The sequence below is a fragment of the Dyadobacter beijingensis DSM 21582 genome (assembly GCF_000382205.1).
GTDB classification, from domain to species: Bacteria; Bacteroidota; Bacteroidia; order Cytophagales; family Spirosomataceae; genus Dyadobacter; species Dyadobacter beijingensis.
On record NZ_KB907788.1, the window covers coordinates 1 to 15,888 of the forward strand.

General features: G+C 54.3%; 15 protein-coding genes and 1 rRNA gene. 4 read left to right on the forward strand and 12 right to left on the reverse strand.

What is annotated here, in order from left to right; all coding sequences use genetic code 11:
• Positions 1-107 precede the first annotated feature (107 nt).
• Positions 108-219: ribosomal RNA gene (rrf, locus tag H144_RS0113735) — 5S ribosomal RNA — on the forward strand.
• Positions 220-363: 144 nt separating this feature from the next.
• Positions 364-765 (forward strand): VOC family protein, encoded by a 402-nt coding sequence (locus H144_RS0113740; protein WP_019942650.1) that lies wholly within the window; start codon positions 364-366, stop codon positions 763-765.
• 156 nt (positions 766-921) lie between these two features.
• Here H144_RS0113740 and H144_RS0113745 read toward each other — a convergent pair whose 3' ends face one another.
• The 3 genes from H144_RS0113745 to H144_RS0113760 all read right to left on the reverse strand — a co-directional run bounded on the left by H144_RS0113745 (position 922) and on the right by H144_RS0113760 (position 3,834).
• Positions 922-1,917, reverse strand: a complete 996-nt coding sequence (locus H144_RS0113745) for a 2-hydroxyacid dehydrogenase (protein WP_033402752.1) — start codon at positions 1,915-1,917, stop codon at positions 922-924.
• Between the two features lie 363 nt (positions 1,918-2,280).
• Complete coding sequence (locus tag H144_RS0113755) at positions 2,281-2,961, reverse strand: metal-dependent hydrolase (RefSeq protein WP_019942653.1); 681 nt, start codon at positions 2,959-2,961, stop codon at positions 2,281-2,283.
• A gap of 18 nt (positions 2,962-2,979) precedes the next feature.
• Complete coding sequence (locus H144_RS0113760; protein ID WP_019942654.1) at positions 2,980-3,834, reverse strand: alpha/beta fold hydrolase; 855 nt, start codon at positions 3,832-3,834, stop codon at positions 2,980-2,982.
• Positions 3,835-4,109: 275 nt separating this feature from the next.
• Here H144_RS0113760 and H144_RS0113770 point away from each other — a divergent pair, with 275 nt between their 5' ends.
• Complete coding sequence (locus H144_RS0113770; RefSeq protein ID WP_026350681.1) at positions 4,110-4,979, forward strand: sugar phosphate isomerase/epimerase family protein; 870 nt, start codon at positions 4,110-4,112, stop codon at positions 4,977-4,979.
• Between the two features lie 127 nt (positions 4,980-5,106).
• Here the strand turns inward: H144_RS0113770 and H144_RS0113775 are convergent, their stop codons facing one another.
• From H144_RS0113775 to H144_RS0113820, 9 genes are all read right to left on the reverse strand, one after another.
• Positions 5,107-5,745 (reverse strand): response regulator, encoded by a 639-nt coding sequence (locus H144_RS0113775; protein ID WP_019942657.1) that lies wholly within the window; start codon positions 5,743-5,745, stop codon positions 5,107-5,109.
• Between the two features lie 3 nt (positions 5,746-5,748).
• Positions 5,749-7,743 carry a tetratricopeptide repeat-containing sensor histidine kinase gene (locus tag H144_RS0113780; protein ID WP_033402672.1) on the reverse strand — a complete coding sequence of 665 codons (1,995 nt, stop codon included), beginning with the start codon at positions 7,741-7,743 and terminating at the stop codon, positions 5,749-5,751.
• The gene (locus tag H144_RS0113785; RefSeq protein WP_019942659.1) at positions 7,740-9,179 is read right to left on the reverse strand and encodes a S41 family peptidase; all 1,440 of its coding nucleotides are present in this window, start codon (positions 9,177-9,179) and stop codon (positions 7,740-7,742) included. Before H144_RS0113785 ends, H144_RS0113780 begins: the two co-directional genes overlap by 4 nt.
• Positions 9,180-9,215: 36 nt before the next feature.
• On the reverse strand, positions 9,216-9,974 hold the full coding sequence (locus H144_RS0113790; RefSeq protein WP_019942660.1) for a MotA/TolQ/ExbB proton channel family protein: 759 nt from the start codon (positions 9,972-9,974) through the stop codon (positions 9,216-9,218).
• A 9-nt stretch (positions 9,975-9,983) separates the two neighbouring features.
• Complete coding sequence (locus H144_RS0113795) at positions 9,984-10,850, reverse strand: hypothetical protein (RefSeq protein ID WP_019942661.1); 867 nt, start codon at positions 10,848-10,850, stop codon at positions 9,984-9,986.
• An 18-nt stretch (positions 10,851-10,868) separates the two neighbouring features.
• The gene (locus tag H144_RS0113800; RefSeq protein ID WP_019942662.1) at positions 10,869-11,138 is read right to left on the reverse strand and encodes a hypothetical protein; all 270 of its coding nucleotides are present in this window, start codon (positions 11,136-11,138) and stop codon (positions 10,869-10,871) included.
• Positions 11,138-11,866: a porin family protein gene (locus tag H144_RS0113805; RefSeq protein ID WP_019942663.1), complete on the reverse strand. Its 729-nt coding sequence runs from the start codon at positions 11,864-11,866 to the stop codon at positions 11,138-11,140. Before H144_RS0113805 ends, H144_RS0113800 begins: the two co-directional genes overlap by 1 nt.
• 311 nt (positions 11,867-12,177) lie before the next feature.
• On the reverse strand, positions 12,178-12,456 hold the full coding sequence (locus H144_RS0113815; protein ID WP_019942665.1) for a DUF4242 domain-containing protein: 279 nt from the start codon (positions 12,454-12,456) through the stop codon (positions 12,178-12,180).
• A 96-nt stretch (positions 12,457-12,552) separates the two neighbouring features.
• Entirely contained in the window at positions 12,553-15,144 is a 2,592-nt protein-coding gene (locus H144_RS0113820; protein WP_019942666.1) for a helix-turn-helix transcriptional regulator, read from the reverse strand.
• Between the two features lie 156 nt (positions 15,145-15,300).
• Here H144_RS0113820 and H144_RS0113825 point away from each other — a divergent pair, with 156 nt between their 5' ends.
• A complete protein-coding gene (locus H144_RS0113825) occupies positions 15,301-15,828 on the forward strand; it encodes a hypothetical protein (RefSeq protein WP_157504708.1) in 528 nt (175 codons plus the stop codon).
• Positions 15,829-15,888 lie beyond the last annotated feature (60 nt).

Consider the following 15,888-nt stretch of genomic DNA (forward strand, 5'->3'; position numbering starts at 1 on the left):
AAAGAGTTCAAAGTTCAGAGCCAAAAGTCAATGAGTGAGAATCACTCATGAACTTTAAACCGCTGCGGCGGACGGCTCCTAAACTATCAACTCCACTCAAAGAGCTTGTTGGTGACTATTGGACTGGTGTTCACCTCTTCCCATCCCGAACAGAGAAGTTAAGCCCGGTTCCGCCGATGATACTTGGATCAAACCTGGTAAAGTAGGTAGTCGCCACAATTATTAAAACAAAAAGCATCCCCCAAAAGGATGCTTTTTTGCGTTTAGGGAGGGGGAATATTTAACCTCCAAATCCGCTACTGACATACTGCTGTCATGGACCGATTGTTTCTTTGAAAAAGCAAACATCAACCACTCCAAATCATGACATTCGTATCAACACGTATCATTACTGCCGATATTAACCGGCTTGTTGATTTTTACGAGCAAATTACCGGCTTTCCTGCCGCCCGTTACACCGAAGATTTCGCTGAGTTTCGCACGCCGGTGGCTACACTTGCCATTGGTAGCACGCGTACTTTGCAGCTTTTCGGCGGGGATAGCGTAGCCTCTCCGGCGAAAAACCGTTCCGTGATCATTGAATTCCGCGTCGATGACGTCGATGTAGATTATGAAAGACTGGCTGTTTACCTTGGCGCAGCGCTCGTGCAAAAGCCAACGACCATGCCTTGGGGGAACCGCTCGCTTCTTTTTCGTGATCCGGATGGCAACCTGGTCAACTTTTTCACGCCTGCTACACCAGAGGCAATAGCGCGAGCGAAGTGAACGAAGCCCTCGGTTTCTGTCATTGTCAGTCAAGGGGATACATTGTGAATATCAAACACAGTATCTGCTGGCTCAGCCATGCAAATTTCCCGCTTCCACCCGGCGACAGTCGGTCTGGTTCGAAGTTGGTGAAGATTATGAAGGGTTAGGAGCCGCCTAAACCAACGAGCCACCCTGCGCAGGCTCCTCGCCACGCCGCAGGCGATCAACGTTTTGCAATGTCACCTGCGCGATTTCCGTTAATGCTTCTTCCGTAAAAAAAGCCTGGTGGGCCGTTACGAGCACGTTTGGGAAGCTCATCAGGCGCTGGATGGTGTCGTCCTCGATGATATTTTCGGACAGGTCTTTGAAGAATAGCTTCTCTTCCTGCTCGTATACGTCGATCGCCAGATTGGCCAGGTGCTTGCTTTTCAGGGCGTCGATCGCGTGGGCCGTATTGATCAGTCCGCCGCGGCTGGTGTTGATGAGCGTCACGCCGGGTTTCATCATCGCCAGGGTATTTTCGTTGATCAGGTAATGCGTAGCAGGGTTCAGCGGGCAGTGCAGCGATACCACGTCCGCCGTGCTGAGTACGGCTTCGAGAGATTGGTATTCGATGCCTGCTGCTTGTAAATCTGTGTTTGGGAACAAATCATAAGCCAGTACCCGGCAGCCAAAACCTTTCATGATCCGGCAAAACGCTCCCCCGATTTTGCCTGTCCCCACAACGCCGATCGTCTTGCCGTGCAGGTTGAAACCGAGCAGGCCGTTCAGAGAGAAATTCTGTTCGCGCACACGGTTGTACGCTTTGTGCGTCTTGCGTACGAGCGTAAGCAGCATTGCCACCGTATGTTCGGCGACGGCCTCGGGCGAGTATTCAGGCACGCGACATACACGTATGCCATGCGCACGGGCCGCTTCCAGGTCCACATTGTTGAAGCCCGCACACCTGAGCGCGATAATTTTGACGCCTTTTGACGCCAGTACCGAAATGATCTCCGCATTGACCTTGTCGTTCACAAACACGCAAACCGCCTCCTGGCCGTCCACCGCATTGACAATGTGCGGCCCCAGGTGCGTTTCGAGGTATTCGATTTCAAAACCGTATGGTTCGTTATAAACATTGAAAAACTGCTTGTCGTAAGGCTTGGCGGAGAAGAACAGGATTTTCATGGGCAGCATAAAGCATTGTACGGCCTAAATATCGGGAGGTGTGTAAACTGACCGATAAAGCTATCGGGCATTGATACGCTCCCGGGCGGGCTCATTGAGAATAAATGTGATTTGATTCAGTATTTTCCGGTCAAAAATCATCAGGGGGTGCAGCCATGCGAATACTTTGAAATTCCGCGCACCGGGAATGACGGAAGATGTGGGCGGCACGATGATCATGTCGAGCGGACCGCCTGCGGGTATCCATGAACCCGTGCACGAGGATAACTGTATTGGCTACCCCGGTTTCGGGCTTTTGAAAGGGGACTTGGGAAGTGGCAGCGAGCATGTTTTTCATGCCCAAAAGATACGGTATTTTCTACCTCAAATCTCAATTACCTCCCCGATATCCAGCAGCATCAGATCGATACCGGCCGATAGGAAGAGCGCGACGGCATTTTGGTGGTCGATGACGATTTGCGGGAATGTGTCGAAATGCACGCCGATGACCTTGTCGGCTTCGAGCAGACGGGCCGCCTGGATGGCTTCTTCTACGCCCATCGTGAGGTGGTCGCCGACGGGCAGAACGGCGAAGTCGAGGGCCGTCGTCTGCGGCACGAGCTGCATGTCGAGCGACAGCCCGGTATCGCCGCTGTAATAAAAGTTGCCTTCGTCGGTCGCCATCGCAAATCCGCATGCGACGCCGGCGTAACTGCCGTCGGGGAAGCTGCTGGAATGCTGTGCGAGGAAGCAGCGGACCACGCCGAAGTCGAAGCGTGATTTGCCGCCGGGGTTCAGCGTGTGCACGTTGGCGATGCCCTGGTTACCAAACCACGTCGTGATTTCAAAGTTCGCTATGACGGTCGCCGTTGTGCGTTTGGCGATGCTTACCGCGTCGAGAATGTGGTCGAAATGGCCGTGGGAGATGATGATATAGTCGGCATGCAGCTCATCGACCTGAATGGCCTCCGCGAGCCCGTTACCGGATATGAATGGGTCGAACAACAGGGTAATGCCTTTGATATCAACCGAAAAGGCGGAATGGCCGTAGTAGGTGAATTTCATCGTTCGGGAAGGTTGAGGTTATAACCTGGTATACTTTACAAAATCATCGATATAGCGGGTAACCAGCTCCGGATACTGGTTCTGCGGGCCATGGCCCGTCTGGCCGAGCGTGATCATTTGCAGGTTGGGGATCTGGCGGCTTAATGCGTACCAGTTTTCGACGGGGCAGGCGGGGTCGTGGTCGCCGGAAATGACGAGGATCGGGACGTTGATCGTCGCGAGCTTTGCCCTGGAACCGTATTCGTCAGCCGCATAATCCTGGGCGCCGGCGAAGTAATTGGCCCATTTTTCCTTGGGTACGGGAATGTCTTTGTCGTCCCTGCGGGCATGGATACGTCCGAAATAACTTTGCGCCGCCCGCCTGCTGAATGCCGACTCCGGTTCGAAAAACAGCACGACTTCATCTTCGAGGTCGTTTATCTCGTGCATCGTCGCGTCCAGGAAAGCCTGTTCCAGCGGATGCGCATTCCGGCCCGGCGGATTGGTGCCCAGCAAAACCAGATGCGATACTTTATGCGGATAGCGGGTGGCGAAAGTTTGTGCTACCAGCCCGCCGTACGACCAGCCGCCGAGGATAAACTGGTCGAGCTGCACCTGGGATGCCAGGAACGTGACATCCTCTGCCACTTCCGCAATTTTAACCGGCAGGCTGCCTTCCGACGAGCCGATGCCCGAATAATCGAAAATAATGACGCGGTAGGATTTAGCCAGCTCGTCGAGAAAGGCCGGGTCCCACGAGTCGAGAATGCCGCGCAGGCGGTTGCACAATATCACGGGCATACCTTGCCCGATCGAGCGATAGGCGACCTTCTTACCGGTTTCGGCCGCATGTTGCGTGCGAGCCTCGATGGCGGAAATGGGAGCGGAACTCATAACGGAATGGTTTTAATGGCTTTGCATGAATGAACACAAAGCAAGCTGGTCCCGGCCGGCAGATCAATGGCGATGGTGTGGTTATTGGTGTACTTTGACGGGAATTTATTCTGTAAACGGCTATCTATCAAATGCCTTTCGAATTTCGCCGTCATCCGTGAGCCGGGCCGTTATCACCGGTCTACGGAAATTATACATATTTGTATGTTTTTACCTATTTCATGCAACTAAAATAAGACAGCTGCAACCGCCGAATTTAAATTGAAATAACAATGATGGAAAGAAGAGAATTTTTAAAGAAATCCGGTTTTCTCGCTGCCGGGGCCCTCTCGCTGAATGCATGGAATGCTTTCGCCAATGCACCCAAAAAACTGATCGACCCGTTCGGCGTGCAGCTTTTCAGCGTGCGCGACTTGCTACCGGCAGATCCGAAAGGCGTAATGGAAAAGCTTGCCAAAATGGGTTATAAGCAATTTGAGAGCTTCGCGGGCGCCAAAGGCTTTTTATGGGGAATGGAGCCGAAAGAAATCAAGTCCTTTCTCGACGGGATCGGGGTAGATATGGTGAGTACCCATTTCGATTTCCGCAAAACGGCTGCCGACGCCGATAGCCTCAAACGCAGCATCGACATGGCGCACGGAGCGGGGTTGAAATACCTGATCTGCCCGTGGATCGGCCCGCAGAAAACATGGGACGACTGGAAGAAAATCGCCGCGGATTTCAACCGGGTAGGAGAGGAAGTGAAAAAGGCGGGTTTGAAATTCGGTTACCACAACCACGATTATTCCTTCAAACCCCTTGAAGGCAAGCTTCCGCAGGACTTTTTGTTGGAAAATACCGACCCTAAACTGGTCATGTTCGAGCTGGATCTTTGCTGGATCGACGTGGCGGGCGTGGATACCGGCGCGCACCTGAAAAAATACGGCAAGCGTTACGAGCTATGCCACGTGAAGGATTACAAAAAAGAAAATGGCAAACCGGTGCAAAACGACCTGGGCGAAGGAAGTGTCGATTTCAAAAAGACCCTGCGCCTGGCCCTGGACAGCGGCATCAAGTATTTCCTGGTGGAGCAAGAGGAATACCCCGAATCACCACTCGTGAGCCTGGACAAGGATGCGAAATACATGAAGAAGCTTTCGGTGTAACCGAACGCGATTTGAAGGTTAATGGCCGGTGTACCGTTCGGAGGCACCGGCCATTTTTTATCCGTCTCATTTCCTGATGGCCACAGCCGCGGAAAATGCGGGATAGGGTTAACGGAACGCGCTTTGGTCAACGCGTGAGCCCCAGCTCGGCGGCCATTCGTACCACTGTGGCCGTGTTGGGTACCCCGAATTTCTCTTTCAGGTTTTTGCGGTGACTTTCCACGGTATGTGTGCTGATAAACAGCTCGGCGGCGATTTGCTGGGTCGTATAGCCTTGCCCGATCAGTTCCAGGATTTCCTTTTCGCGCCGGGTGAGGCGGGGGATTTCCTTGGGTTCGGTGCCGGGGGCTTCGTTGAGGGCCTTCTGCGTTTCGGTGCAGAGGTAAATCTGCCCTTCCATCGCGGCGTGCAATGCGGCCACGATGTCGTCGCCGATGGCATTTTTGAGCACATACCCGCTCGCCCCGCTTTGCAGCATGCTCATGATCACACTCCTTTCATTGTGAATGCTGAGCGCTACGATGCGGATCTGCGGATGGGCCTGCTTCACCTGCTGGCATAACGTCACGCCGCTGACGTCCGGGAGGTTGATGTCCATCAGCATTACCTGCGGGCGGTTGTAGCCGGGAGAAGGACTGTCCAATGCAGCCAATACGGTGGTGGCCTGGTCGAATATGCCGGTAACACGGATGCCCTCGCGTGATTCGAGCAGGTTTTTCAACCCCTGCAACACAATGGGGTGGTCGTCGACGATAAATACTTCCATAGCTCAGATTTCGCATTCCACTGTGATGGAAGTGCCTTTTTGTGGGGATGATTGTAGTTCAAATTTTGCATTCAGGAAATCGGCGCGCGCTTTCACATTCGACAGCCCGGCACCGGCTTTGCCATTCACACGGTCGGGATCGAAGCCGCGGCCGTCGTCCTCCACCGTCACGAAAAGCGTTTCGCCGCTTTGCTGGATGATGACCAGGATTTGCGCCGCGGCGGCGTGCTTCACGGCATTGTTCACGAGTTCCTGGATAATGCGGTACAGCAATATCTGCTTTTCTTTCGGCATCGAATCGCGGTAGTTGAATACCTGACAAACGAGGTTAATGCCCGTTTCACGCAGGTTTTTGCAAAATTCCCTCGTCGCTTCCGCCAGGCCGTAGTTCATCAGGATTTCCGGCATCAGGCTGCGTGCAATGCGGCGAAGCTCGTTCACGGCGTCGTCCAGGTGAGAGAGCGTGCGTGTGACGCTGCCTTTGAAGCGGTCGTCCTGGACGGACAATTCCCTCGACAGATCAATTTTAATGCTGCTCAGCAAACCGCCCAGGCCGTCGTGCAGGTCGCGGGCGAGGCGGGTACGCTCTTGTTCCTGCCCTTCGAGCATGGCCGACAGCATCGATATGCGGTAATCCTGTCTGATTTTCTGCATTTCCAGTTCGTGGAGCTGCGCTTGCTGCTGCCAGAGGCGTTTGTTGTTTCGGTAAAACAATAAAACCAGTACGGTAACGGCCAGCAGGAAAAGACATACCACGGCAAGCAGCCAGTTGAGCAGGCGGTTGTTTTTGATCGTCAATGCGGCCTTTTCGTTGTTGGCCTGCAACTGGTAGATGCGCTTCTCCTTCTCCGCCGACTGGAATTTAGCTTCCAGCGCAGCAATCTCCGACTTGGTACGCTCCTCGAAAGTACTGTCGGCCAGCTCGGCGTATTTGTTCAGCCATTCGTAGGCGGCTTTGTGCTGACCGGTTTTTTCGAGCATTTGCGCATATTCGTAGTAGTACAATTTGCGGTTGGCCGACCGTATGAGCGGTGTTTTCTGGTCGATCACGCTGCGGATAATGCCGAGCGCTTTGGGATAATTTCCCATGGATTTGTAGGTAAAATAAACCTGTAAAAGCATTCCCTGGTAATCGTACTCCCGTTTCAGTTCCCTGGCGAGGGCCATGCCTTTGTTCAGGCTTTTCAATGCGTCGTCGTACTGCCGCAGCCGGGAGTGGTACATGCCTTCCACCATATGAAAATCGAGCTGGTAAGCGGCATTCGGGTGAATGGCGAGAATAACGGCCGCGCTGTCGAGCATCGGTTTCACGGGCGGGTATTCTTTGAGGTACACGTAATTTTTGGCCCCGAAAATGTACGCATCGGCGAGTTCGAGCGATGTTTGACCGAGTTTTTGCAAAAGGCTGATGGCCGTGTTGAAATAGCCTTCCGCCCGCTTGTAATCCAGCTGGTTGGAAAAAATAATGCCGAGGTTATGGTAGTTGTTCGCCACGCGTACGCTGTCGCCCGCCTGCGTCGCTAGCGGGATCACGTGTTGTAAAATGATTTCCGCGTACCGTTTTTCGCGGTCCTGCCGCTGTTCCAGCGCCCCGAAATTATGCCAGGCGCGCGCCCGGTAAATAAGCGCATCCCGGCCGGGAAACTTGCGGAGCAGCTTTTCGGCCGCCAGGTAGGCATTGCCGCTTTTGGCATAGTCCGCATCGAAGTAGGCACTCCCGGTATAAAAATACCCCAATGCTTCCTGGAAAGATCCCGGTTTGGCCAACCGGGCCGCCTCGCGCACGTACCGGAGTGCCTGGCTCGTGTCCCTGTCGCTCCAATAGTCCGAGAGCAGGAAAAGGGTGGCAATACGCGTCGAATCCGGCAGTTTACGGTTTAATATCGTCCGTAAACTGTCGGAATAACGGTCTGCCCGCCCGGCCGTGTTTTGTGCATGGCAAGGCCGGGCGAGGCAGGTAAGCAGCATTCCAAGGCTAATAAAGAGCAGTTTTTTCATAAATCAGGTTTGACAGGAAGCAGCCCGTCCTGCGGCGCCGCTTTAATCATCCGGCCGTCGAGCACCGAAGGCGTATCGCGCAAAGGATTCGGTACGATGCGCTGCGTTTCCCGCGTGCCGGCGAGCCGTGCGGGTTGCCCGGCGGAAACACCCATTTCCACCAATGCGGCATTCAGCAGCGTCTCGTTCTCGTCGCCGAACGGCAGGAATGGAAACCGGTTGTCGCCCATCACCACGTCGGGCGCAATGCCGTCGGCCGTTCCGTAATCCGACGTGCCGTCGGCATTGGCCGTTTGTCCCAGCATCATGTAAATGCCATAATTCCAGCGCTTTTTATCATCACCGAAAAGCGCCCCGAACAGGTTTTTGCCCGCCGTATGGTCGCCGACCGTGACGACATCGATATAAGGCCGTAAGCCATTGACGACGAGTTCGCTCGCCGAAGCGGTCCCCTGCGAGGTGAGCACGAAAACGCGGTTCAGCCTGCTCCCGATATTACTGCTTTCCTGCGAAAAACGGTAATTCAATGCCTCCTCGCCCTTCTCTTTTTTCCAGTAAGCCATGTATTTGTCGTTCCATTGCTCGGTGTAAAACAGCTTGGAACCGTTGTTGCCCGGCACGATCAGAGACGCCAGCGTCACGGCCGAAGACATATAGCCGCCGCCATTGAGCCGCAAATCGAGCACCAGCTCGTTCACACCGGCGGTTTTGAATTCGGAAAAAATGCGGCGCAATGCATTGTCGTATTTCTCCTTGTCGGCTTCGGTGCCGGGTACAAACTGCGTGTATACCACATAGCCGATCGTCTTGCCTTTCTTGCGGATCACGCTCGCGTGCGCTACGGGGTCTTCGGTGATCTGCGCGCGGGTAAGCGGAACGGTTTTTGGGTTCAGCTGCAAAGATTGGTCCACGATCTGCCCGAGCGTCAGCGTGACCGATTCCTGTGAGGCCAGGAATGTGCCGTGGTTCTCCGCCGTGAGCGTTTTCCCATCGATTTTTACGACAATATCCCCTCGTTTCAAACCCGCGTTGGCGGCCGGGCTATCTTTGATAATGTGGCTGACAAACAGCGCAACGGCCGTTTTGTTGTCATCGATGTAGGCCGGGACATAGTGGATGCCGTATGCCTTCACCACGCCGTTGAACTGCTGCTGCAAGGCACTGTAATTGTCGGTAATGAGCGAAAAGCGATCGTAAACCTGGCGCTGGTAGACAAGTTTTTCGAAGAATGCGTCCGGGTTTTCGGTCGTGTCGAGGGATTGTTTGCCGGGCATCTCGTCGTACCAGAAATAGCCGTCGTTCATCATGTCATAAACCCAGCCGTTGACGGAGCTTTTTCCGCCCAGCTTGCCGGTGAGCGTATCCACATCGCCGGGCTGGCAAGCGGCCGCAAGCAGGGCAGTGATCCATAAAATCTGTTTACCGAATGTTTTCATAATCGTCACAGGATAAATGTGAATGGAAATTCAGGTTCAGAGAGGATGGTAAATGCGACTGATGAGGTTATCGATGATGTAGGATTTGGCCCTGGAATAGAAAGTGTCCAGGTCTTCGAGGTAGCGGTGGTAGAAATAGCTGAGAATGAGGCCGAGGAACAATGCGATGAAAGTCGTATCGAAAGAAACATTCAGGCTCTGGGTGATCAGCGGCATGCCTTCCTCGGTTTTGGCCAAATGGAAAAGCCCGATGGAACCCGCCAAATGCAGGATCGTGCCGATAAAACCCAGCGAAGCAATGGCGTTGATGAGGAAGCGGGCGATTTCCAGCTTGCCTTCCAGCTCGGTTTTACTGTTATCGATCTGTGCCGTGAGCACCTGTAATGTCTCGCCGATCGACTGGTTGTTGCGGTACTGCGTACAGGCGCGTTTTACAAAGTCGGTCAGCAGGAAGCTGAAACCATGTTTTTCCAGGTCGATCACATTCAGTTTGATCTTCGCGACCTCGTCCGGCGAGAGTACCAGCTGATCCTGCACGGGCAGCAGGTTGAGTTTAAAACCCTCGTGCTGTTTTTTGATAAACTTCTGGTATTCCAGGATTTCCAGCACCCCGAAAATGAACGCCATGTAAATCACCGCATGCACATACCCGCCGAAAGAGCCGCCGAAGGCTTCGAAGAACCGTTTCAGCCCCGGCCCCGACGACAGCGATGCACCTAGTATCAGTACAAACCAGATCATTACCGCCGCTACGAGGCTGATGGCAATGTGATAGAGTCTTTTATTTGTCAGCATAGGAAATGTCTAATTTTTGGTAAACTGGAATGCGCCGTTTTCCGGCATTTGAACTGTGCCTATGAGTACGCGTGGCGCTTTGAGTTGCAGCGTGGCACCGAATGGCTCTCCCTTTTCCTCGCCCTGATCGTTGCGTGAGTACACAAGCCCTCGTATGCGCACGGACGTGTTGTTTTTGGCGCTTTCTTTAAATAAAGCATAAACCTTGTACTCGCCGGGCAGGATTTTGTCGAACTGGCGTACCGCTTCCTGTGTCGTGCGAAGGTCGCTGCCGAAGAACTTGGTTTTGGCTTTGCCGCTGTCCCATTGGCCGATGTCGCGGATTTCGCGCGCGCCGCCCGAGACGCATTTGTTGCCTTTGCAGACGAAAATGTCCACGTTGTCGCCAATGTCCGCCCAGTTGATTTCGATGGAAACCTTGCAAGGCACGGCAGGCGGATCGCCCTCGTATTTGCTCCGTTTGAAATTATCCGGCGGTGGGGGCGGAGTTTCTGCCGGCTTCGCCGCCAAGGCCGAGTCTTTTCCCGCCCGTTCCCGTTTCGGCGTTGTGATTCTGGCCGGTTCGATGTCCGCTACCGGCTGCAAGTCCGGGCAGGAAGGACAATCGGGGCATTCGGAGATGCCGGGCATAGGCTTGTAGTCGGTGAGGACCACGAGTAGCGTATCACCGGGGCGCTTGCCGGCCAGGCTGTCGCTGATGGTCGCGAAAAGCTGCCGGTGGGTCGTGTCGATCGAGACATTGAGCTGGTTGGACCGTCCCGGCGGGGCGCCGCCTTTCGGCACGGCGATGAACAGGAAGATCACCGCGCCCAACGCACCGCAGATGACGTCCAGGAACGAGATATTGAATATTTGAGGTTCGCGATTTCTGGCCATGGTCGGATGGTTTAGTGCTTAGCCCGCGCGCAGGTTGCCGATGACGAACGTGCCGTCGGCCTGCTGGCGGTTTTCGGTGCGCCGGACGGGTGCCGGGAAGCGGCAGTCGGGGCATTTGGGCAGGTGCGCGCCGATGAGGTTGCCGCAGTTGCGGCATTGCTGTTGCGCGTGGCCGGTGTGCCCGTCCGGGGTGTTGCCGACCGCCGAAAAGCTGCCCTGAATGCGGCAATGGGTGCAGACGCGGGCATCGGTTTCGTTGATGGTGCCGCAGTTGTTACAGACCTGCATCAATATTTATCCCCGAAAATAAAGTGGTGTGTATAGGTGACGTTCAGGATCGTCGAGATATTCGAAATTTTGCCGTCGATCCCCGACGCGGAGCTGCTGCGTTTGTTCACGGCATTGAAACCCAAATCCCACATCAGGTTGAAATTCAGCTTGCCCTTCTCGCCGACGGCCATGACCATGCCCGGCCCAAGCATGAAACCCGGCTGGAAGCGCTTGTAGTTGTCGTTGATACCGCTCCCGAATTTGATCGTCCCCGACCGGCTTTCTGAGCCGACGCCCGCCACTTCGAGCTCCAACCGCGAATTGCCCGACAATCCGATATTGAATGAAGGTCCGGCAGAGGCTGTCAGCCCGAATTTTTCGCCGAGGATACGGAACCGGAACAGGAGCGGGACCTGGATGAACGACGTGTTTTCCCTGCCTTTGACATACCCTATATAATTTCCCTCGATGCGGTAGTTGTCTGTCTCTGCTTTGGAGCCTTTCTGGATGAAGTTGGCGCCCATGACGATGGCCATGCGGTTGAACTCCATACCGAATACGACGCCGCCGTTGAGCCCGGGCTTGGGTTTGGAACTCGTCCAGCGATCGGCGTAGTCGGACGTGAATGCATACATGGACAGGTTACCGCCCCCGCCGCCGCCTACGAAAAAGGAGCTGTTCTGCGCCTGCGCACGAAAACCCGTCGCGGCCGCCAGAAAGAGGATTAGTGTGGTGAGTTTTTTCATCGCTGTGGTTTCGAAATGGTTTAGGACAAAGGTCAGCCACGCCCGCAAAACAAACCATCCCTGAAAACAGCCATTTTTACGTCGCGTGGGTCAGCCGTCATAAGGGCATCACATTATCGGAGGCTTTGCCGAATGCCGCGCTCACGTTCGCGGGTACGATCCTGCTGGGGTATGCGAGCTGGAAATGGTACGACGAGCCGGTCCGGGCCTGGCTGCGGAGGAAGTTGAACTAGCAAAAATATCCGCTTCGGAAAACTCCGGGCGGATATGTGCATAACAAACCTTTTTTCACTAACTCTTGACGGCCCTGCCTAGGAAACGGCGGAAGTGGTAGGGTCGATGATGGTTTTGACCTCGGCAATGGAATGGACCGGGAAGCCGCCCCGGCGCGCATGCTCGCGCACGACCTCTTCCGATTCGGCGATATGGATGCAGTAAAGCTTGTTGTTCGTGACAAAAGACTGTATCCAGTGATACGGGGCATCGAGGCCGCTCACCACAGCGCAGGACGCCTGCGAGATGTTCCTTAATTCTTCGCCCGAAAGATTACCCAAGCCTTCGATCTCCCGTTCAATGATAAATTTTTTCATGTGCCATTTAATTTTTGGTGTAAGATGGCCACAAAGCTAGGCGTTGCTCACGGGACGGTTCATGGGGATATTCCCTATGTTAGCAGTACTTTTTACCTATTTTAACAACGCCATTTTCATTGCCTGCTGGACTGCCTTTGCGCGGGAATCGACATTCAGTTTGAGCAGCAGGGAGGAAATATGATGGTCCACCGTTTTCGTGGAAACGCTCAGCCTGGACGCGATTTCCTTGTTACGTAGGCCCTCATTGAGTAGTTGCAGCACATCTACTTCGCGGAGGGTCAGGTTGGCGCTGTTGGCCGTTGTCGATTTCCGCATCCCGCGCGGGATGCGTTTCAACCCTTCCGCCCGCATGAGGTATTTCAGTTTTTCATAGGTAGCCGCGGCACCCAGGTGCTGCATGGCGCGGATGGCCTGGGTTTTGCCGGTCTCGTCGCCGTCGAACAGGGTAAGCGCCTCTTCATAAGGGCAGTTGCTGAAGTTGGCCGTCTGGGAATAACTTTTCGCGGGTGAGAAATTACTGGCGACGTAAGCGTCGTAAATGCCGGTAAAGTCGGTATCGTGGTCGGAGTACTTCTTTAACCAAAAACAGAATTCCTGGATTTCATACATGCTGCCCATCTTTTGGGTCATTTCCATGGTCTTTTCGAGTTCGGTTGCCTGCAAAATGCTTTCGCCCGTCAGCCACTGGTATTCCAGCAGCGCGGTGAATGCGGGGATAATGCGCTGTAATTCCATCGTTTCCAGTGCTTTCGTTTTAGCTCTCGTGAGCAGGGGCAGCGCGCCCGGCTCGTTCCGCCGCATTTTGACGGTACCGAGGACGACCATCGGCCCGATCGTCACCACGGCCGGCTGCTCTTCATTGGCCAGCAGCTCCGTGGCGATTTCGCAGGCGTCGTCCCAGGCGCCGGTTTCGAGGCGCATGCGGGCTTTGAGGGAAAGCATATAGTTCGTCCACGAATCCAGGTCGCGCTTTTCGCAATACGTCAATCCCTCCTGCAAAATGTGCTCCGCATTGCCGAAATCCCGCAGCCGGATCAGGCTGGCGCTCAGGTTCGTGTAGGCGCGTGCCGCGTGCTCGTGATAGGAGCCTTCCAGGGCAATTTGCAGGCTTTGCTGCAACACGCCCATCCCTACCGCCGCCAGGTCGGGCATTTCCATTTGCACGGTGCCCACGTTATTGAGCGCGTGCGAAAGTGTTTCCAGGTCGTTGAGCTGCTTCGCCATCGTGATCGCGAGCTGGCCCCAGACCATGCATTCGTAAGGCTCGTGCGAAAGCATTTTTAATTGGGATATATTGCTGTAAACCTGCGCCTTGACAATCGAATCGGGCTCGCGTTCCAGCACCTGCACGGCCCGGAACCCATACCGCTCGGCTTCGCTGCGGCTGCCTTCAAACCACCAGAGCCGCGAGAGGAACCGCAGGCAGTCGCCCAGTTTTTCGGGATCATTTTGTGCTTCGAAAACCGGCAGCAGGATTTCCTGGTGTATAATGGCCTCCCGGGTCTGGTTGGTGAGGTAGCATTCGTAGGCGTACGATTGGTGGAGATAAGTCAGGTAATCCTGGTCGATTCCTTTGTAATGGGTGATCGCCGTGCAGAACAGCTTGGCCGCTTCCAGGTGCGCGCCCACGCGGATGGCCTGCCCGGCCGCCAGCGGGATGTATTTGAGCATCAGCTCATATTCCCTGGCCAGTTCGGCGTGGTGGATAATGCGTTGTGTTACGGGTTCCGGTTCTTCAAGCAGCAATGCGAGAATGCGTTTATTCAGCGCCATATGGGCAAATGGCGAAATGGATGATTCGATCGTCCGGCGGTAGAGTTCGTGTTTAAAATAGAGCTTGTCGTCTATGAGCAATACAATTTTAGCATCCAGCGACCGCTCGATGAAAGCGGCATATCCCGGCGCGAGTTGTTCCAGGTAACGCAGTTCCAAACCCGTAGGCGAGACGGACAGCAGCTCCCATATGCGCCTCGTTTCCTCGCTCTGCCGCTGGCACACCGAGAGGATCGAATCTTTGATATTTTCCGGGATACCAATGCTGTAACTCGCGAGTATTTCTGTGACATAGAAAGGGTTACCGCCTGAAATACTGAACACGTCTTCACCTCTGTAACCCCTTTTGGCCGCCAGCCCCGCCACCGCCTGCCGGGACAATGGGCTGAGTTCCAGGCGGGAAAAGGTACCCGTCACGAACTGCCCGAGCAGGCTGCGAAGCGGATGGCGGCTATGGATTTCGTCGCTCCGGTAGGTAAGGATGAGGAGGAATTGCAGGTCGGTGATGCGCCTGCTGAGGAATTTGATGAAATCCAGCGTGGCTTCGTCGGCCCAATGAATGTCTTCAAAGATCAGGGTGACGGGCCGCGTCAGTTTTTTTACCTCAATCAGAAAATTTCCGAACAGTTCGCTGCGGTTACCGGCATGCGCTTGTGCCGACAAAGCCGTGTTACCAAGCTGCCACAACATATCGTAGAGAGGGGCTAGCGGCCGGGGCGTGTACAGGGCGTCGCACGTACCCTTGAAAATATGGCTGTCGGCTTTGCGCGGGTCGCAGAAGGCTTTGACGAGCGTGCTTTTACCAATGCCGGCCTCGCCGCTGACGAGGATACAATGGCCTTCGCCGTTAATCGTCTCTTCGAACCGGTGATTGAGCTCTGACAGGAAATCGGATCTTTCTATTAATTCCATGGCCTGGTGTCGAATGCGGATGGATGTGGAATGGCTATTCTAACGTAAAAATAGGTTACTAATCAATGTAATATGGGCAATACATCTGATATCCGGGGGCTGGCGACAGGCTTGTTTTGTGTTCGTAAAAATTCTTCATCCTAAATGTTTTAAACAATGCGAACGATTATGAATGCCAATGCCCGCCTGCGACTTTTCAGCGGATTCTCCCTTTGCCTGTGTGCAGCAATGCTGGCATTGAACTCCTGCACGGAAGAGGACCACAAGCAGGAACTGCCCAATGTTGTGCAGCAGGAACTGGACCAGGTACGCCAGTCGGTAATTCCATACCGGGATCTGAAAAAAGCCATTGCAGCGGGCTATGATCACGAAGTTACCGGTTACAGGGCGCAGATGGGTTACCATTACCTAAATGCCGCGTTGCTCGACGACAAATTCGAATTGCAGAAGCCGGAAATCCTTTTGTACGCCCCTTATGGTAAAGATTCCATGAAACTGGTGGCCGTCGAATACGCGACGCCCATTGCGGACATCAGGAATCCGCCTGCCGTACCGGAAGGTTTTACGGGAAAGGATGATGAGTGGGAAATCAATACGGAATTCAATTTGTGGACTTTGCATGCGTGGGTAGAGCTGGAAAATACCCACGGGATATTCGCACCCCATAATACGAAGTTGCCGTAGTTCCGAATTACCGCATGAAACAGGCCGTGACGCTGATGCAGGTCGTGGGCCTCTGCGAAA